Origin of the sequence: Porphyromonas sp. COT-108 OH2963 (assembly GCF_000768895.1) — a bacterium.
GTDB lineage: Bacteria > Bacteroidota > Bacteroidia > Bacteroidales > Porphyromonadaceae > Porphyromonas_A > Porphyromonas_A canoris.
In genome coordinates, this window is sequence record NZ_JRAP01000009.1 from 15,913 (window position 1) to 36,627 (window position 20,715).

The 20,715-nt window shown below is 42.4% G+C and carries 5 protein-coding genes, 6 tRNA genes, 1 rRNA gene and 1 CRISPR repeat array (1 of these 13 only partly in view); of the genes, 8 read left to right on the forward strand and 4 right to left on the reverse strand.

The features are described 5' to 3' along the window. Positions 1–216: 216 nt before the first annotated feature. Positions 217–522, reverse strand: coding sequence for an HU family DNA-binding protein (locus HQ39_RS05895; protein WP_255359386.1), 306 nt, complete (start codon positions 520–522; stop codon positions 217–219). A 450-nt stretch (positions 523–972) separates the two neighbouring features. Between HQ39_RS05895 and HQ39_RS05900 the strand changes: the two genes are divergently transcribed. The 3 genes from HQ39_RS05900 to HQ39_RS05910 all read left to right on the forward strand — a co-directional run bounded on the left by HQ39_RS05900 (position 973) and on the right by HQ39_RS05910 (position 4,734). Further along, entirely contained in the window at positions 973–3,603 is a 2,631-nt protein-coding gene (locus HQ39_RS05900) for a TonB-dependent receptor (RefSeq protein WP_036864654.1), read from the forward strand. Between the two features lie 296 nt (positions 3,604–3,899). Then, positions 3,900–4,622, forward strand: a complete 723-nt coding sequence (locus tag HQ39_RS05905) for a DNA alkylation repair protein (protein WP_036864655.1) — start codon at positions 3,900–3,902, stop codon at positions 4,620–4,622. A 37-nt stretch (positions 4,623–4,659) separates the two neighbouring features. After that, positions 4,660–4,734 (forward strand) — tRNA-Val (locus HQ39_RS05910). Positions 4,735–4,926: 192 nt separating this feature from the next. Here HQ39_RS05910 and HQ39_RS05915 read toward each other — a convergent pair. The 3 genes from HQ39_RS05915 to HQ39_RS05925 all read right to left on the reverse strand — a co-directional run bounded on the left by HQ39_RS05915 (position 4,927) and on the right by HQ39_RS05925 (position 8,709). Then, positions 4,927–5,000, reverse strand: a tRNA-Asp gene (locus HQ39_RS05915). Between the two features lie 193 nt (positions 5,001–5,193). Beyond that, positions 5,194–7,062: a membrane protein insertase YidC gene (yidC, locus tag HQ39_RS05920; RefSeq protein WP_036864658.1), complete on the reverse strand. Its 1,869-nt coding sequence runs from the start codon at positions 7,060–7,062 to the stop codon at positions 5,194–5,196. Between the two features lie 36 nt (positions 7,063–7,098). Beyond that, positions 7,099–8,709, reverse strand: coding sequence for a CTP synthase (locus HQ39_RS05925; protein WP_036847444.1), 1,611 nt, complete (start codon positions 8,707–8,709; stop codon positions 7,099–7,101). Between the two features lie 259 nt (positions 8,710–8,968). On the opposite strand from HQ39_RS05925, the gene HQ39_RS05930 reads away from it, so the two are divergent. From HQ39_RS05930 to HQ39_RS05950, 5 genes are all read left to right on the forward strand, one after another. Further along, positions 8,969–9,042, forward strand: a tRNA-Arg gene (locus tag HQ39_RS05930). An 87-nt stretch (positions 9,043–9,129) separates the two neighbouring features. After that, positions 9,130–9,202, forward strand: a tRNA-Lys gene (locus HQ39_RS05935). A gap of 256 nt (positions 9,203–9,458) precedes the next feature. After that, positions 9,459–10,990, forward strand: a 16S ribosomal RNA gene (locus HQ39_RS05940). 183 nt (positions 10,991–11,173) lie between these two features. Continuing rightward, positions 11,174–11,247, forward strand: a tRNA-Ile gene (locus tag HQ39_RS05945). Between the two features lie 57 nt (positions 11,248–11,304). Beyond that, a tRNA-Ala gene (locus tag HQ39_RS05950) sits at positions 11,305–11,378 on the forward strand. Between the two features lie 419 nt (positions 11,379–11,797). Then, a CRISPR array of direct repeats spans positions 11,798–20,715; the repeat unit is 30 nt; unit sequence CTATCAATCGTACCTTAGTGGAATTAAAAC; it runs 3,304 nt beyond the window's last position.

Below are 20,715 nucleotides of genomic sequence, written 5' to 3' on the forward strand. Positions count from 1 at the left end.
CCGTTAAGCTGCAATCTTGAGGTAGCGAACAGAAGCTCACATCTAAAGATGGCTTATTTACGCTTTTTATGTCTGTTCTTTCTTAGTCTTTTTTTTCTTTTATGAGTGGCCATTTTATGCCTTTTTCTCTTTTTTCCACTTGGCATGGTAGTAATGTTTTTTATGTTAAACTTTATCTTGTAGTAGTCTTACTTTGATCTAACAATGAGGAAAGCCTTATTGTTTGATTTTTGAAGTGAAAGTCTTAGATGGCTTGAATGCAGGGATCTTTCTCTCCGGAATTTGGATCGTAACGTTCTTGGAAATATCTCTTGCCGTCTTGCTGGCACGAGTCTTCACGATGAAGCTACCAAACCCTCTCAAATAAACGTTCTCATCAGAAGCAAGAGCATCTTTTATAACTTCCATGAACTTCTCTACCGTATCCAATACGAGATGCTTTTCCAAGCCTGTATCTTTGGCTATCTTATTTACAACTTCAGCTTTAGTCATAGCTTTTTTCTGTGTATTATGTACTGTTATTAAAATATTTAGCGAGGGTCAAATGCCAACGGAATGCTATAAAAGAAGCCTTGAGGCTGAATAGCTGTTTCCGAAAGCGTGGTGCAAAGATACTCTTTTTTCTTAATAGTTAGCACCTTACTGCTACATTTTTTACTTCTAAACCTCTCTTCCTGTTCGGATAGGACGCTTTCCCTTGGTGCTGTTTCTTACCTTATTATATAGGGTCATGCGGAATGTTTTCGGAGGTGTAAGAATTTTCTTTGGGTATCGGATGGTCATGCGAAAGAGGGTGAACTTACCTATTTTGCTATTTTAACAAGACTATTTTCGGGGCAGAACCTGCTCTGTGAGCTGTTTTTGAGGTTAAAAATACCTACTTGTGGGTAACATTCTGAAAGGATCAAATGGCTACCTTTGTTCCCGTTTAGTAGAAAAATACATATCAACAATAACTAATCATAAGTAATAATGAAAAAGAGTACATGTCTATCTCTGTTGGGCTTGTTCTGCAGTGCCACTTTTGGTGTAGGACAGATCTATGCGACTCCCGACATTGAAGTAGAACAGCAAGCCAGAGTAACCGATGCGAACATTGTGGGACACGTGTTGGACTCAAAGACCGGAGACCATATCGCCGGAATCAGTATCAGGATTAAAGGAACACCTTTCGGTGCTTACACGGATGCTTCGGGACACTACCGAATAGTGAATATAAAGCCCGGCAGATACACCATTGTGATGCAGGGTACAGGATACCTCACTCAGGAGAGAGTGTTAGACATCGTTCCGAAAAAGACTGTCGAGGTAAACTTTACAGCTGTGGAGGATGTGTTGAGATTGGATGAAGTGGTTGTAACAGCCAATCGTCAGGCAACTCTCCGTAAGTATGCTCCTACGCTTGTGAGTGTCATCGGTGAGGCTCATTTGAAACAGAGCAATGCAGTGAATCTTGCACAAGGATTGTCTTTCCAACCCGGCTTGAGAGTAGAAAATAATTGTCAGAATTGCGGCTTCAATCAGGTTCGTATCAATGGTCTTGATGGACACTTCTCTCAGATTCTTATAGACAGCCGTCCTGTCTTCTCTTCACTTGCAGGCGTTTACGGATTGGAACACATTCCGGTGAACATGATTGATCGCGTGGAGGTTGTAAGAGGAGGCGGCTCTGCGTTGTATGGTTCTTCTGCCATTGCGGGTGTTATCAACATCATCACCAAGAACCCTACAAGCAACAGCTTCTCTTTCTCCAATAATCTGACATTCACAGGCGGCAAGACTCCCGACAACACTCTTGGTGTGAATGCGGCGCTTGTAAGCCCTGACGCACGTATGGGGGCGGTGGTGTTTGCACAGAGCAGAGACCGCTCCGCTTGGGATGCCAATGGGGACGGATACTCCGAAATGGGTAAGATCAACGGCAAGGCACTTGGTACGAGAGCATTCTTCAATATCTCTCCGACACAGAACCTCACAGCCGAAGCTCATACCATATATGAATATCGCCGTGGGGGAGATCATCTGGATCTCCCGGACCACTTGGCTTCCGTATCGGAACGCACCGAACACTACATCAACAGCGGAAACATCAAGTATGACCTCTTCTCGGAAGATACCAATCATCACCTGCAAGCCTATGCTTCCGGACAGATGATCAACCGCAACAGCTACTACGGAGGTATCGGCGATGGCGCCCTCGGATCTTTGGGCAAACCGACAGATCCTGCCAACTACGGCATCAACTACGGTTACACAAAGGGACGCACCTATATGGGAGGATTGCAGTATGAGTACAACATGGACAGGCTCCTGTTCATGCCGGCACAGTTCCTTTTGGGAACAGAGTACGTCTACGACAGCCTTTACGACATCATGCCTATCCGCAACTGGACTTTGGCAGAAGACGGCAAGACCAGCCTCTATCCTCCGCTCAATCAGGTGATACACAACTTCAGCCAGATAGGTCAGCTGGAATTCAAGAACGATATGTGGACCATTCTTCTTGGAGCTCGTCTCGACCAAAACAGCGCCATCCGCACCGCAGACGGAAAGAGTGTCAAGCCTATTCTATCGCCTCGTGCCACACTTCGTTTCAACCCGAACAGCAGTATCAACCTCCGCGCCTCTTACGCCAAAGGGTTCCGTGCACCTCAAGTGTTCGATGAAGACTTGCACGTAGGAGTGGTTCAGGGAGAGGTACAAAAGATCGTGAACATCCCCAATCTGAAACCGGAGTACAGCCACAGCTTCAGCTTGAGCTCCGACATGTACTTCAACACCGAAAGCGTCCGCACCAACATCTTGGTAGAAGGGTTCTATACCCGACTCATCGGAGCATTCAACACCGAGTACGTCAAGAGCGAAAACGGCTTCAAGATCTACAACCGCATCAACGGCTCCAATGCAACAGTATATGGTCTCAACCTCGAAGGAAAGCTCGTGTGGAACATCCTCTCCGTTCAGGCAGGACTTACACTCGCAAAGAGCCAATGGGACGTGGCACAAGCCACAGGAGCAGAACGCTCGCTCCTTGCCGGAGAAGATTCGGACAACCCGAAGAACATAGACACAGCCAAGGAGTTTGGACCCAAGACCCTCGATGGCTTTGCCTCCAAGATAGAAGACGGCAACCGCGTATATGACGAAACCGTGGAGATCCTCTCCAAAGACTTCATGCGCACACCTAACGTCTACGGATACTTCACCGTGAACATCAATCCGGTAAAACCTCTCAACCTCTCTCTCACTGCCAACTATACGGGAACCATGAAAGTGCCTCACGCCATCGAAGTGGGACGTATGTCTGCCGTGAAAGACATCGAACTCGTAAAGAGCGGACTCAGACCCGACACTCGTGAAGAAGAAAACGCACCGATGTGGGGCGTCGTAGAGCAGACACCGCAGTTCTTCGACCTCGGAGCAAAAATCTCTTACGACTTGCGCTTCTTCTCCGCATCAACCCTCCAGCTCTATGCCGGAGTAAACAATCTTCTGAACTCGTTCCAGAAAGATTTCGACTCTTACGGATTCCGCGACAGCGGTTACATCTACGGACCGACACAACCATTCTCCATCTACTGCGGAGCAGTCATAAAGTTCTAACAGAGGAGAAAACATACAGACAAAAAGACGGGCAGTGTCGGAGCGAATGCTCCGGCACTGCTTTTTTGTACCTGCATCCCACTCATCTCTCCCTTCCCCGGTTTCTTATGATTCTTTTCGAATTTTTGCTGGATAGCTAATTAGTATTTTCAGAGTTGGTAATTATCGTTTTTCGGATTGGTAATTGTCGTTTCGACTCAAAATCTGTGCAGTGGTTCCGGTATTAGTTATTACTTTTGGATAGAATTCATTTAGAAAGAGGTGTGTTGATATTTGTTTATTGTCTATTTATCGTGATGAAAGGAATTAAGGAGCGTCTTTTGGAAGCATCGGAAGAGAGTATTCGGAGTTTTTCGGTCAAGCTTAAAGTTTCGGATAATCCGGAAACCGTCATTGGAGTACGTACCCCGGTGTTGAGAAAACTGGCAGGGTCTCTTAAGGATGAGTATCCTTCTTTTGGCGCATTGCATGAAGAGCTGGAAAAGCTCTTGCCTCTGTATTTTGAAGCGAAAATGGTGTATGTCTTTGCTGCCGCGAAGATGTGCCGGTCGGAAGAGGAATGGCTGCTGTTCTTCAAAACAATCTTGGCACATCTGGACGGATGGGCTGTGTGCGATGCTGTGCTGTCGGATGTGGGAAAGGTATTGAAGAGAGATGTCGTGAGGAAGGCGTTCGAGTCCTGCTTCTCGCTTCGTGAGGGGTTGCCGCTGTATGGGATAAGGGTGTTTCTGACAATCAGAATGTATTATCACAAGCACGGATTGGAGAGTTTGGACGATATATTGGCAGATATCAATGCGACAAAACCATTCTGGAATTATCTTACCATACGTCAGGCGGTCTCTTGGGCACTTGCAACAATTAGCATCGGGGAGTTTGAAGGGATATTGAGCAAGTGGTATATGCCGATATTGAGGAATGGTGATCGGACGGAGGAGGAAGATCTGACCATAAAGCTCTACAAGCAAAAGATGAAGGAGTCGAGACGGATACCAAGAGAATGGTGTGAGAGGCTTTAGTTTGGCAGACAGAGGGATTTTTGTAACTTTGGCATGCGAATCCTTAGCTCAGTTGGTTTAGAGCGCTGCCTTGACAGGGCAGAGGTCGCCAGTTCGAGCCTGGCAGGGTTCACTCAGTATAGCTTGACAATATAAAGGCTGAAAGTTTCCGGGTCCAAGAGAGATATATTCTTTCTTGGATTCGTTTTGTTTTATGTCTGTATGTATAATCTTTTGAGAGGAAGGTATGGAAAGGAAGAAACTTTCTCTGTGTGAGATTTCTTTGCTATAAAAAAGGATGATAGCTCAAGCTATCATCCTTTTGCGGTATGGACGGGACTCGAACCCGCGACCCCCTGCGTGACAGGCAGGTATTCTAACCAACTGAACTACCACACCGATCCGCAAACTATTTCTCTCGTTTGCGTTGCAAAGGTATGATAAATATTTTACTCGTGCAACACTTATCGCTAATTTTTCTTTGGATTTTATTCATCTCATAAGCTCTGAAGTTATGAGGTAAAGAAAAATCTCGCTTTGAAGCTGTATCAAAGCGAGATCCTTGAAACTATTTTTGTTTATTACGCCTCGTTTATTTGCGAGCCTTTTGTTTTTGAAGCTCCATTTGTTGTTTTTGAAGCTCTTCCATGCGTTGCATCCATTTGCTCTTCTTTATAGGCTTCTTCTTGTTTTCTTCCATCTTGGCAAGAAGTTTTTTTTCATTTACAAAAAGACGGAAAAGATAGGTTTGAAGTATGGTGATGAGCATGGACATCAGATAGTAGTAGGAGAGACCGGCAGCACTTTGGTTAAGGAAGAAGAAGAACATGATGGACATGAGGTATGGCAGCATCTTCATCCCCGGCATGGTGGTTTGTCCTGTACTTTGCTGACTGATATTCATATAAACAATCTGAACTATTGTCATCAATAGACAGAAAAGGCTGATATGATTCCCGATGAAGTCTGAGATAAGCGGAATATGAGTGCTCCATGAGATGATATCATCGTATGTAGAGAGGTCTTTAGCCCAGAGGAAACTTTCTCCACGGAGATTGATACTTGTAGGGAAGTATTGGTACATCGCTACAAGGAAAGGCATTTGAAGCAACATTGGAAGGCATCCTCCCAGAGTGCTAGCTCCTGCGCTCTTATAGAGATTCATTGTGGCTTGCTGACGCTTCATCATGTTGTCATCGCCCGGGTACTTAGCATTGATCTCTTCCACTTGAGGTCTGAGTACTCTCATCTTGGCTTGAGACATGTAAGATTTGAGCGTAAATGGACTCAAGAGCAGTTTAATGATAAGCGTGAGCAATAGAATGATGATTCCGTAATTGCCTGTTATGGTTTCAAGGAAGTTGAATATAGGAATGATGAGCCAGATGTTGATGAATCTGAACCAATCTCCCATGTCTATGATTTGGGTAATCTCGTTATCATTGCCCCAAGCTTTATCTACCTCTTTGAGGAGGTCATAGTTGTGTGGACCGATGAAAAGGTTTAGTTTTTGACCTTTATCCGATACCGGAATAGTAAAGTTGGCTGTGAGTTTTTTTAGCATGTTGCTCTCACCCAGTATCTGACTTTTAAGAGATACTTGTTCTATGTGTGTTGGGGAGTAGAGAAGAGTAGAGAAGAACATGTCTCGGAATGCAATCCATTGAACTTTCCCATTTATTTCTTCCGTAACATCTTTACCTGTATTGAGCTTTTCAGTATCTTCTCCGCTCTTTTTGTAAGCCAAGCCACTGTATCTTTGTTCATTCTTTCCACTTTTTTCGTTTTGATAGACAGGGAGTGTCCATGAAGCATCAAGATATGGTGTATTAGAAGCCAATACGGAAGAGAGATGATTGTACTTTATGTCTATATCCAACAGATATTTATTTTGTAGGGTATAGATAATCTCCATGCCTATTCCGGAAGTGGCTTCCAAGCTGAATGAAACTTTATTTGGAGCTATCTGAGAACCCTTGAAGTAAAGATCCTTGGTTTCTATGATTCTGTTGCTTGCTGTAACAAGGGTATAGTTAAAAGAAGCATCTTCTGCCTTTATGAGCTCGATCGGGTTGCCATCATACTTATTGTACTTTTTAAGAAGAGCATTCGTGATCTGCGCTCCCTTGTTGGTCAATGAAATAGATATGGAGTCGTTTTCAAGTTTGAACTCTTCTGCACTACCTTGAGACGCTGTAGCAAACTCTCCATATTTATTGCTTGCCAAGAGAGATAGAATGCTATCTTTTTGTGTGCTGGAAAGAGAGTCGGGTAGAGAAACCAAAGATTGTTGGGAATGTGCCAGGCTATCCTCTGTGTGTTTTTTCTCCGAAAGGGCGGCTATTGAGTCTTGAGCACGATTATACGCTTCAATCTCTGCTTCAGATGGTCTTCCTACATATATAAATGCAATGAAGGCTATTCCAATAAGAATGAAGCCAATGAGTGTTTTTTTATCCATTAAATATCTGTTGTTTTTTTCTTTTCTATATGCCGATTACTTGCTGTTGCTGTTTATGCAGGCTTTCATGAATGCCATGAAAAGGGGATTTGGATTTATTACTGTACTTTGATATTCCGGATGGAACTGCACTCCTACAAACCACTTGTGATTGGCTATCTCAACCACTTCTACCAAGTTGGTGTGAGGATTAACTCCGGTAATACTAAGTCCCGCCTCTTCAAATTCTTTTTGATATTTGCTATTGAACTCAAAACGATGGCGGTGTCTTTCTGAAATGTTTTCTTTCCCGTATGCTTCAAAAACTTTGGAGCCCGGAGTAAGCTTGCACTCATAAGATCCAAGTCTCATAGTGCCTCCATAGTTGTGAAGATTCTTCTGCTCATCCATAATGTCTATTACAGGATGAGTGGTCGATGGATTTACTTCCGTGCTGTTGGCATCTGTATATCCCAATACATTGCGAGCAAACTCTATTACCATACACTGCATTCCAAGACAGATGCCAAGCGTCGGTACATTTTGTTGGCGAGCATACTTCAATGCTATCAATTTTCCATCTATTCCCCTTGAGCCAAAGCCCGGAGCGATGATGATACCATCCAAGTGAGCAAGTTCTGTTACAACGTTATCTTCTGTCAGAATTTCAGAAGAGATATATTCTAATTTCAATAGCTTGTGGTTGTATATCGCTGCTTGCTGGAGGCTTTCGTCAATCGATTTATAGGCGTCTTGTAACTCCACATATTTTCCTATCAATCCGATATGAATAGTTTCGCTGGCTGTTTTTGTTAGCTGTAGGAATTCCCTCCATGGCTTCATCTCAGGAGTCTCTCCCGGTTCAAGTCCAAAGTAGTTCAGTACATACTTGTCCATCCCTTGCTCTTGCAGAACGAGAGGAACTTCGTATATGGTAGAAACGTCGGCTGATTGGAATACAGCCTCTTTAGGTACATTGCAGAAAAGAGCAACCTTGCTACGAAGCTCCATGCTTAGGTCATGTTCTGTGCGAAGAACCAAAACATCCGGCTGGATACCGAGCTCTTGAAGTTGTTTTACCGAGTGTTGTGTCGGCTTGGTTTTAAGCTCTCCGGCGGCTGCTATATACGGAACATAGGTTAGGTGAATACACATGCAATTGCGTCCCAGCTCCCACTTGAGCTGTCTTACACTTTCTATAAAAGGTAAAGACTCTATATCGCCAACAGTTCCGCCTATCTCAGTAATTACAATATCGTATTCATTGTTAGAGCCTAAGAGTTTGACATTGCGCTTGATCTCATCCGTTATATGCGGGATCACTTGTACCGTTTTCCCCAAGTAGTCTCCTCGTCTCTCCTTTTTTATGACATTTTGGTAGATTCTTCCTGTCGTAATATTATTGGCACGAGTGGTGGGTATGTTTAGAAAACGTTCATAGTGTCCAAGATCAAGATCGGCTTCGTGTCCATCCGTAGTGACATAGCATTCGCCATGCTCGTATGGGTTCAGAGTTCCCGGATCTATATTGATATAAGGATCGAATTTTTGAATGGTCACCCTCAGTCCTCTGGCTTGAATTAGTTTTGCCAGAGATGCAGCTACGATCCCTTTTCCAAGAGAAGAGACCACGCCACCCGTAACAAATATATACTTAGTGTCTGCCACAATGATCAGTTTTTAGGAGTTAACTTATGAGTAGATTACGGAGTACAAATGTAACCATTTTTTACCGAAAATAGCCTTTGGCATATAAACAGTGTTATCTGTACAGTTTTATCTCTTTGTCGGATTTGAATAACTGTGTTTTGATTTTTTTTGTGGTACCTACATTATTATATGTCGTTCTCTATTTTGTTTGTTACTTGCTTGAAATATCTCGTATATGTTTGAGATATTTCCTATCTTTGCTGACGGAAAAATAAAAGACCTCGTAGCTCAGCTGAATAGAGCATTGGATTCCGGTTCCAAAGGTCGTGGGTTTGAATCCCGCCGGGGTCACTAAATTTTTTCTTCAAGTTTTTCTGTTCTCCTGTTGCGAGTTTCAAAACTATTATTTAACTTTGCATCGCAATTGAGAAAAGGAATGACTCCGTAGCTCAGCTGGTAGAGCAAATGACTCTTAATCATTGGGTCGAGAGTTCGAATCTCTCCGGGGTCACGAAAGGTCGCCTATGAGTGAATAGGCGACCTTCTTTTTTTTGATTTCGGGTTTTGTAGAATAAATTTTCTCTGGGTGTTGTTTAATCGAAATATTGTTGTAACTTTGCACCCACGAACGGGGAATGCCTGTTTGTAACTGAGTAGAGATCATAGATATATTGGACAATATACAACAAGTAGTACAAGGGACACTCCATTATAAAGTGGATATAGTGACCCTGTCAATTACCTGATTATAAAATAGAAACAAAATGACAAAGAAGAGTTTGATCCTGGCTCAGGATGAACGCTAGCGATAGGCTTAACACATGCAAGTCGAGGGGCAGCATAGAGTCAGCTTGCTGATTTGGATGGCGACCGGCGGATGGGTGCGTAACGCGTATGCAACTTACCTGTCAGAGGGGGATAACCCGGAGAAATTCGGACTAATACCGCATATACTTGAGATGCTGCATGGTATTTCAAGGAAATATTTATAGCTGACAGATAGGCATGCGTTCCATTAGCTGGTAGGTGAGGTAACGGCTCACCTAGGCGACGATGGATAGGGGAACTGAGAGGTTAAACCCCCACACTGGTACTGAGACACGGACCAGACTCCTACGGGAGGCAGCAGTGAGGAATATTGGTCAATGGGCGAGAGCCTGAACCAGCCAATTCGCGTGAAGGATGACTGCCCTATGGGTTGTAAACTTCTTTAGTAGGGGATTAAAGTTTGCCTTGCGAGGCAATTTGCAAGTACCCTAAGAATAAGTATCGGCTAACTCCGTGCCAGCAGCCGCGGTAATACGGAGGATACGAGCGTTATCCGGATTTATTGGGTTTAAAGGGTGCGTAGGTTGCTTTTTAAGTCAGTGGTGAAAAGCTGTGGCTCAACCATAGTCTTGCCGTTGAAACTGAGGAGCTTGAGTGTAGATGCTGTAGGCGGAACGCGTAGTGTAGCGGTGAAATGCATAGATATTACGCAGAACTCCGATTGCGAAGGCAGCTTACAAAGTTACAACTGACACTGAAGCACGAGAGCGTGGGTATCAAACAGGATTAGATACCCTGGTAGTCCACGCCGTAAACGATGATTACTAAGAGTATGCGATATAATGTATGTTCTACAGCGAAAGCGTTAAGTAATCCACCTGGGGAGTACGTCGGCAACGATGAAACTCAAAGGAATTGACGGGGGCCCGCACAAGCGGAGGAACATGTGGTTTAATTCGATGATACGCGAGGAACCTTACCCGGGATTGAAATGTGCATGACGTAGACTGGAGACAGTTTATACCCTTCGGGGCATGTATGTAGGTGCTGCATGGTTGTCGTCAGCTCGTGCCGTGAGGTGTCGGCTTAAGTGCCATAACGAGCGCAACCCACATTGTCAGTTACTAACAGGTAGAGCTGAGGACTCTGGCGAGACTGCCGGCGTAAGCCGTGAGGAAGGTGTGGATGACGTCAAATCAGCACGGCCCTTACATCCGGGGCGACACACGTGTTACAATGGTGAGGACAGAGGGCAGCTACCTGGCGACAGGGTGCGAATCTCCAAACCTCATCTCAGTTCGGATCGGAGTCTGCAACTCGACTCTGTGAAGCTGGATTCGCTAGTAATCGCGCATCAGCCATGGCGCGGTGAATACGTTCCCGGGCCTTGTACACACCGCCCGTCAAGCCATGGAAGTCGGGAGTACCTGAAGTACGTCACCGCGAGGATCGTACTAGGGTAATACCGGTAACTGGGGCTAAGTCGTAACAAGGTAGCCGTACCGGAAGGTGCGGCTGGAACACCTCCTTTCTGGAGCGAAGTATTCGTGTCTGTTGTTTATATAAATGACAGACAGCTATTACTTGGGTATGAAGGGTAATGTACCCTGTCTGCTTGTTGAGAATGTATTCAATAGTATAATATATCATTCGATCCGGAAGAGAGGGGTCGAAATGAGTGGCGTGAGTCTGTACGGAGTACGATCTGCTATCCAGTCCTATAGCTCAGTTGGTTAGAGCGCTACACTGATAATGTAGAGGTCGGCAGTTCAAATCTGCCTGGGACTACGAAAGAACTTCAACCGGCGGGATTGGAGGGACAACAACAAGACAACAAACTCTTAAGGGGGATTAGCTCAGCTGGCTAGAGCACCTGCCTTGCACGCAGGGGGTCGACGGTTCGAATCCGTCATTCTCCACAAAAAAGAAGAGAGTCGTAATGTTATCTGGCATTGCGACTCTCTTTTTATACCCTCTTTCTACTCCTAAACTCATTAAGTTTCTGTTTAAGCATTTAATTTTATTATCTTAGGAAAGGATATTCAAATACGAGCCCACATACCCAATTCTTGATTCCCTTTATTAAGTGTCTGAAAATAAATCAGATAGTTGGAATAAAACTCTCCCTTTGTCGTCTGTCTCTACATTTGACCTGCATTTATTTCCCAAATTCTCTCAGAAATAATTCCATAAAATCTGATTATCAAATTATTAGAGTTGTTGTCGAACTCCCACTCTTTTTCTATTATTATAGAACGACAACTTTTCCCTAAAATTTATCCCCTCTTTCTCTTCTCTATCCCTTTGTTTGCATCACTTTTTTCATGTAATTTTACGGCTATCAATCGTACCTTAGTGGAATTAAAACATAGAAACGGAGTCCGTTCTTTGTCAGCAGATTTACACTATCAATCGTACCTTAGTGGAATTAAAACGCGATTGGCTATCAGTTTCTTCAAGATGAGGCTAATGCTATCAATCGTACCTTAGTGGAATTAAAACAAGGATGATTATACTGATTTTGCAAATGAAACATTCCTATCAATCGTACCTTAGTGGAATTAAAACTTGGTTGGATGTTGTTCCAGGCGACAAAATTAGGTGTCTATCAATCGTACCTTAGTGGAATTAAAACGACTATAAAGATGTTTTTGAGCCTAAAGATTTCAAGCTATCAATCGTACCTTAGTGGAATTAAAACCTTGGTAATCAAGCTGGAAAGAGTTTATCTGTAATCCTATCAATCGTACCTTAGTGGAATTAAAACAATGCAGAAGGGTTTGTTAACATTGACCTATCTCTTCTATCAATCGTACCTTAGTGGAATTAAAACCTTACGCTTAGAGACGATGAAGTGCGTCTCACAACGCTATCAATCGTACCTTAGTGGAATTAAAACGCTTGTTGATGGTATCAGACTCCGCACTGCTGGGGTCTATCAATCGTACCTTAGTGGAATTAAAACATTATATTGATAGAGTGTAAACACTGGAAGCAAGATCTATCAATCGTACCTTAGTGGAATTAAAACTACTCATGACATAGAAAATACTTGAGTTCTCCATATCCTATCAATCGTACCTTAGTGGAATTAAAACTGCTGTAACGTTACGAGAGTCTTCGACGGCAGTGCGCTATCAATCGTACCTTAGTGGAATTAAAACGGAGAATAACAGGCAAAGAGTGGAGAGAGCTTAAGGCCTATCAATCGTACCTTAGTGGAATTAAAACGTGTCCTCGTTGCGATCTCCGGATCCGTCCTTGGTGCTATCAATCGTACCTTAGTGGAATTAAAACGAGAAAGAAGAACTTCCGGTTCATGAGCAGGATACCTATCAATCGTACCTTAGTGGAATTAAAACCTTCACGTTGCGCCCCAGCTCCTGCACCCTCTTAGCCTATCAATCGTACCTTAGTGGAATTAAAACAAACGATGGGCGACGGCGCGGATTCGGTTCTCGAACCTATCAATCGTACCTTAGTGGAATTAAAACAGAATGCTTTCTGATACGAGTTTTGATGCTTCGTTCACTATCAATCGTACCTTAGTGGAATTAAAACTGAGTACACAGCGGAATGGATTCCTCAAATATCTAACTATCAATCGTACCTTAGTGGAATTAAAACATGGGAAGAACGATAACCGGAGAGCTTATTAGTGAACTATCAATCGTACCTTAGTGGAATTAAAACAGTCTATCATACCGCTTGAGTCGGTTGCCGGCTATTCTATCAATCGTACCTTAGTGGAATTAAAACCGGCTAAGGACGCAACGCTTAAGGCGTTTGACAACCTATCAATCGTACCTTAGTGGAATTAAAACATCCGACAACGAGCGGTATCACGTTCATGCGAGGAGCTATCAATCGTACCTTAGTGGAATTAAAACGACATACACAAATACAAAACAAGAGAGGAGAGCTGACTATCAATCGTACCTTAGTGGAATTAAAACAATATATATGTGCAATATTCTCTACAACTTGTTTGTCTATCAATCGTACCTTAGTGGAATTAAAACGACATACTCCATATGATAACCATCATGTTCACTTTTCTATCAATCGTACCTTAGTGGAATTAAAACGGTTCAAGATATGTTGATAAGTTTAATCTTATTTTTCTATCAATCGTACCTTAGTGGAATTAAAACAACGCAGACCGCGCAGCACTCAAGGCAGAGATAGACTATCAATCGTACCTTAGTGGAATTAAAACTAGCTTCGTCCAGCCCGTAGCCGTCCACGACGACCGCTATCAATCGTACCTTAGTGGAATTAAAACAGACATTGCTGCTATCGGATAACGAAAAGCAAATAATCCTATCAATCGTACCTTAGTGGAATTAAAACTGTCTCTTGAGATCGAGAAGGACAAGAACTCCTCTACTATCAATCGTACCTTAGTGGAATTAAAACGCACAAAGAGCTTTGAGCTCAATCCTAAAATTTTGCTATCAATCGTACCTTAGTGGAATTAAAACAAGCTCCGGGCGACTTGGGACGGGTGTTCGAGGGTCTCCTATCAATCGTACCTTAGTGGAATTAAAACCCTGAAAAGCAAGAGAACACTTTGCCTTTGTTCGTTCTATCAATCGTACCTTAGTGGAATTAAAACTATCTCCGCAACACAGACCCGCTCGCGTTGTAGCGTACTATCAATCGTACCTTAGTGGAATTAAAACTAGAACTGGAACAGCCCGCGAGCGCGGTCGTCCTCGCTATCAATCGTACCTTAGTGGAATTAAAACTATCCGTTAGCCATTTTATGGATTCGATACCCACCCTATCAATCGTACCTTAGTGGAATTAAAACGTAAAATACAAAGATGTGTACACAAGACGGTAATCTTCTATCAATCGTACCTTAGTGGAATTAAAACAGAGTCAGCAAGAGATGCAGACGCTATTTAATTTCCCTATCAATCGTACCTTAGTGGAATTAAAACGTTGCGACCAACTGCTGCATCTCTCTTTTGACTTCTGCTATCAATCGTACCTTAGTGGAATTAAAACATATAGAAACTTTAACACTCAAGCGCCACAAATATCTATCAATCGTACCTTAGTGGAATTAAAACCTTATCAATTCTGCGTCAACAATAATTATTACGAGACCTATCAATCGTACCTTAGTGGAATTAAAACATACAGAAATTATGATGTTGGGTTATCGTGATACACCTATCAATCGTACCTTAGTGGAATTAAAACTCAGTTCACCGTTTCTTGATTCTTCAAGCTCTTTTACTATCAATCGTACCTTAGTGGAATTAAAACCCGAGATGGCTAAGCCGTTCGGGAAAAGACCTGCAACTATCAATCGTACCTTAGTGGAATTAAAACCCTTAAGAACCACCTCAAATAGGATATATACTTAGCTATCAATCGTACCTTAGTGGAATTAAAACTCTCAAAGGATTTTCTCATAGCTTCATTTGTTGTGGCTATCAATCGTACCTTAGTGGAATTAAAACCACCCTGCTGAGGTGGGGGTATTGGGCAATTATGCTCTATCAATCGTACCTTAGTGGAATTAAAACTGAAATCATAATCTGAGGGGAAAGAAGATGCCTTAATTCTATCAATCGTACCTTAGTGGAATTAAAACTGTAAGGGGGGAGAAATGAAATATACATCCTCTCTCCTATCAATCGTACCTTAGTGGAATTAAAACCCAGTAGCCGTCTAAAGGCTCTTCCACCTTGAACCACTATCAATCGTACCTTAGTGGAATTAAAACATACTTTGGAGAGTTTTCCCAAGACCCGGTTCATCGCTATCAATCGTACCTTAGTGGAATTAAAACTGCAAGTATCTTGTCTCCGTGATAGCTGTTGCCCCCTATCAATCGTACCTTAGTGGAATTAAAACTCGTATGAATGCGTACGAGTCTTGAAGTAGTCTTTCCCTATCAATCGTACCTTAGTGGAATTAAAACGAATATAAACATCGTAGTGATCGTTTGCTTTGCTTTCTATCAATCGTACCTTAGTGGAATTAAAACATGAAGAGTTATCAAGTCGAAAATGTTCAGTTGAATACTATCAATCGTACCTTAGTGGAATTAAAACACCATACCATGTACAACGGACGATCACAGCAAAAACTCTATCAATCGTACCTTAGTGGAATTAAAACAGAAAGTTGAGGGACATACACTCGACTCTATGCTGACTATCAATCGTACCTTAGTGGAATTAAAACTATTAAAATTAAACGTTGTTTGTGTTGTTTGATTATCCTATCAATCGTACCTTAGTGGAATTAAAACGTTGTTACAAGAGAATAGCGACTCTTTACAACCACTCTATCAATCGTACCTTAGTGGAATTAAAACGCTATCGAGCCTCTATGGCACGATGCGGTTCTGGGCCTATCAATCGTACCTTAGTGGAATTAAAACCCTTCAGCAGCAATCGGGTCTGCGAAATAGATCTGCTCTATCAATCGTACCTTAGTGGAATTAAAACACTTTAATTATATCTAAATCCTTATCAGGATTATACTATCAATCGTACCTTAGTGGAATTAAAACCTAAGGTACGATTGATAGGGGGATGCGATAGTCGTTCTATCAATCGTACCTTAGTGGAATTAAAACCCCCTCTGTCGCGAGCTTCAACAATTCTGTCTGTTCTATCAATCGTACCTTAGTGGAATTAAAACTTCTCTACGAGAGAGATAGCGGCAGCCAGATTGATCACTATCAATCGTACCTTAGTGGAATTAAAACTCTCCTTCTCCGCCCCTATGACGATCGACATAGGGCCTATCAATCGTACCTTAGTGGAATTAAAACTTTCTTTTTTATTGTTTCAGGGTTACGGCAGTCTTCGCTATCAATCGTACCTTAGTGGAATTAAAACGCTGGGGGTGCTTGACGATATGCGTCCCATCCCACTCTATCAATCGTACCTTAGTGGAATTAAAACCTCAGGGCGCTTGTCTGATAGTGGTACGAGGGTTGGCTATCAATCGTACCTTAGTGGAATTAAAACCGCTCGTAGTCTCGTCGCCCGGCAACGTCTCAGCAAGCCTATCAATCGTACCTTAGTGGAATTAAAACCGAGATGTGGCATAATAATGAGTTGCCCGTTTTCGCTCTATCAATCGTACCTTAGTGGAATTAAAACTAGGGGAGGAGAAGGAGAGAGTCAGCACACTCGCAGACTATCAATCGTACCTTAGTGGAATTAAAACTGAAAGCTGAATTCGGGAGTCTCGTTATCTGCAAGCTATCAATCGTACCTTAGTGGAATTAAAACATCTGATGCAGAGGTGCAAACCCCTAACGGGCGCGTTCTATCAATCGTACCTTAGTGGAATTAAAACATACACGTCTCGGACGTTACCGCTTCCCATTTCCCCTATCAATCGTACCTTAGTGGAATTAAAACGTGATAAACGGAATTCAGTAGGAATTTTGTTTATATCTATCAATCGTACCTTAGTGGAATTAAAACAAAGTCCGTCTGTTTCTGCATCGACGGACAGGGTTCTATCAATCGTACCTTAGTGGAATTAAAACTTCCCGAAGCATTGAACTATAACGACTATCGCATCCCCCTATCAATCGTACCTTAGTGGAATTAAAACTTATGTATGCCTTTTTAAGCACTTCTTCGCTAACCCCTATCAATCGTACCTTAGTGGAATTAAAACATGCTCATTGCTTTATCTCTTTCTTTGCTCTCTTACTATCAATCGTACCTTAGTGGAATTAAAACTGAATTTGAACAAGTCCGTTTGGGTTCAAGACGACTCTATCAATCGTACCTTAGTGGAATTAAAACACACACCCCTCCCTTTCGTTGTGTATCAGCGCAGCCTATCAATCGTACCTTAGTGGAATTAAAACTGACTCGCTGGACAGAGCTAACGCAGGAGGCAGGGCTATCAATCGTACCTTAGTGGAATTAAAACAAATACAGATACCCGATAAATGTGGTTAGCTCTGCAACTATCAATCGTACCTTAGTGGAATTAAAACTCTGTCCCAGTAGAGCGTCTTAAAGATGTCTTCCCACTCTATCAATCGTACCTTAGTGGAATTAAAACCCCTTATTGTATAACTGCATATGGTACACCTATCTATCCTATCAATCGTACCTTAGTGGAATTAAAACATCGAGTGGGATATTTTATAGCGATACCGCTGTTGGCTATCAATCGTACCTTAGTGGAATTAAAACCTCTTATGCACCACTGCACGGTGGAGGAGATAACCCTATCAATCGTACCTTAGTGGAATTAAAACGATCACCCTGTCCCCCTCGGAGGTTACGTTCTGCTCTATCAATCGTACCTTAGTGGAATTAAAACCTCACTCGGAGGCAAGTGCTCGTCCCACCATGGGCTATCAATCGTACCTTAGTGGAATTAAAACAGATAAAATACCTTTTGGAAATATCGCAGATTACGACTATCAATCGTACCTTAGTGGAATTAAAACCCACGCGGATGGATCGAATGCTTTTATTGCCTGTATACTATCAATCGTACCTTAGTGGAATTAAAACTGATAGGTGTAAATTGTAGGTGTCATTTTGTTGTGCTCTATCAATCGTACCTTAGTGGAATTAAAACGAATTTGTATATACAGAAATAATTAACTCATAAACCTATCAATCGTACCTTAGTGGAATTAAAACTCCTTTGTGATTTCGCAAAGCTATCAGGACAGTTGCTATCAATCGTACCTTAGTGGAATTAAAACGCATCAAGTATCAAGGTAGAGCAAGTAAGAACAGCCTATCAATCGTACCTTAGTGGAATTAAAACCAGAACCACCTGCAGAACTTAGACCTCGACCGCGAGACTATCAATCGTACCTTAGTGGAATTAAAACCGCGGATATTGGGGAAGCATCGTGGGACCATAAACAACTATCAATCGTACCTTAGTGGAATTAAAACCTCCACAGACCCCGCCTCGCTCAAACTGTGTAACGCCTCTATCAATCGTACCTTAGTGGAATTAAAACCCATTCTCTATTATAACTAAGATTGTACGGTTTTCTATCAATCGTACCTTAGTGGAATTAAAACCAACTGCAAGGGGCTTCGGACGCTATTTGTCGGGGCACTATCAATCGTACCTTAGTGGAATTAAAACAAACTTAAATCTTATATCGTACTCCCGCAGTAGGCTATCAATCGTACCTTAGTGGAATTAAAACTTTCTCCGCTATTGAGCCTTGCAAGTATCTTGTCTCTATCAATCGTACCTTAGTGGAATTAAAACGTAGCCGTCCACGACGACCGAGATAAGAGGCGTGGGATCTATCAATCGTACCTTAGTGGAATTAAAACAAAATTTGCAACAGGGGGTATAGTAGGGGGCAGCAGCCTATCAATCGTACCTTAGTGGAATTAAAACCTCGCGACACTTGAAAGGCTCTGTGTATCGTACTCATCTATCAATCGTACCTTAGTGGAATTAAAACACCTTAAAGGGCGCATCGTCGGGGTTTGGCGCACCAATCTATCAATCGTACCTTAGTGGAATTAAAACACTATGGATGTCATAGTAGACAAACACTACAATGGCCTATCAATCGTACCTTAGTGGAATTAAAACTCGCATTAAATTTTTGTCTTGTGCAAAAGTCTGAAACTATCAATCGTACCTTAGTGGAATTAAAACATGAACATTCCAAAACATCTGATGACGGTTTTTAACGCTATCAATCGTACCTTAGTGGAATTAAAACTACAAAACAAAAAACACCACCGCAATGCCAAATGTCTATCAATCGTACCTTAGTGGAATTAAAACTTGTTTGAGGTGTATAAAGCATTGCTGCTTCTTGTTAGCTATCAATCGTACCTTAGTGGAATTAAAACCACGTGGTTCGTAGATGGGTTGGTTTCTGGCATCTATCTATCAATCGTACCTTAGTGGAATTAAAACGAGCTTTCGCAAGGGAGCTGAAGATGCTCTTCACGTTCTATCAATCGTACCTTAGTGGAATTAAAACGGAGAGGTCAAGAAATGGTGCGAGCATTATGATGCTCTATCAATCGTACCTTAGTGGAATTAAAACGAATTGACCCCTATCACGATCGAGGAGATGGTGGACGCTATCAATCGTACCTTAGTGGAATTAAAACGCTTTCCTTTCAGTCCAAGATATGCTCTGAGAGCATCTATCAATCGTACCTTAGTGGAATTAAAACGCGCATCTCCGTGAATATTTCTCCTTCCGAAATCGGGCTATCAATCGTACCTTAGTGGAATTAAAACCACAGAGGAGGAGATAGACCAAATATGGGCGGAAGCCCTATCAATCGTACCTTAGTGGAATTAAAACGCTTCGGACGGAAATTTCACGGATGCTTATATCCGTAGCTATCAATCGTACCTTAGTGGAATTAAAACCATCAAGGAAGCGCAAGGTTTGCGTGTAGAAGAAACTATCAATCGTACCTTAGTGGAATTAAAACGCGATAGCTCTCGCGTAAGGATCCTCCACGCCCCACGCTATCAATCGTACCTTAGTGGAATTAAAACGTCGCCTGTCGAGATAGACTGGAAAAAGGCATCTACGCTATCAATCGTACCTTAGTGGAATTAAAACAGGACTGACCCGCTGAGCGTTGTATCTCAAAGCGCTGCTATCAATCGTACCTTAGTGGAATTAAAACAACGCAGACAACATATATAACAAACATGAAGACGAAGCTATCAATCGTACCTTAGTGGAATTAAAACTATGTGTTTATGCTCTCGTCGTGCAGTACGACGCTCTTCTATCAATCGTACCTTAGTGGAATTAAAACATGCATCAAGACGACCGTCTCTGATTGCTGCGTCTGTCTATCAATCGTACCTTAGTGGAATTAAAACCACAAAATTGCCCCTTCGTTGCAAATATCTCGCTTGTCTATCAATCGTACCTTAGTGGAATTAAAACAACAGAAAAAAGAGTGGGCGAAGCTCCTTTTTACGACTATCAATCGTACCTTAGTGGAATTAAAACGTTTTTTGTGACTGAAGGGATACCCGAAGCGTTCGGGCTATCAATCGTACCTTAGTGGAATTAAAACCTATTGCGCAAAACGAAGCCTCTCTCACCGTCCACTTCTATCAATCGTACCTTAGTGGAATTAAAACCGAGATTCAAGAAGGGGCAGAAGATAGCTGTTCAGCACTATCAATCGTACCTTAGTGGAATTAAAACGAGTCGTCAACGACTACGGTATACAGAGGACACTTGGCTATCAATCGTACCTTAGTGGAATTAAAACTTGC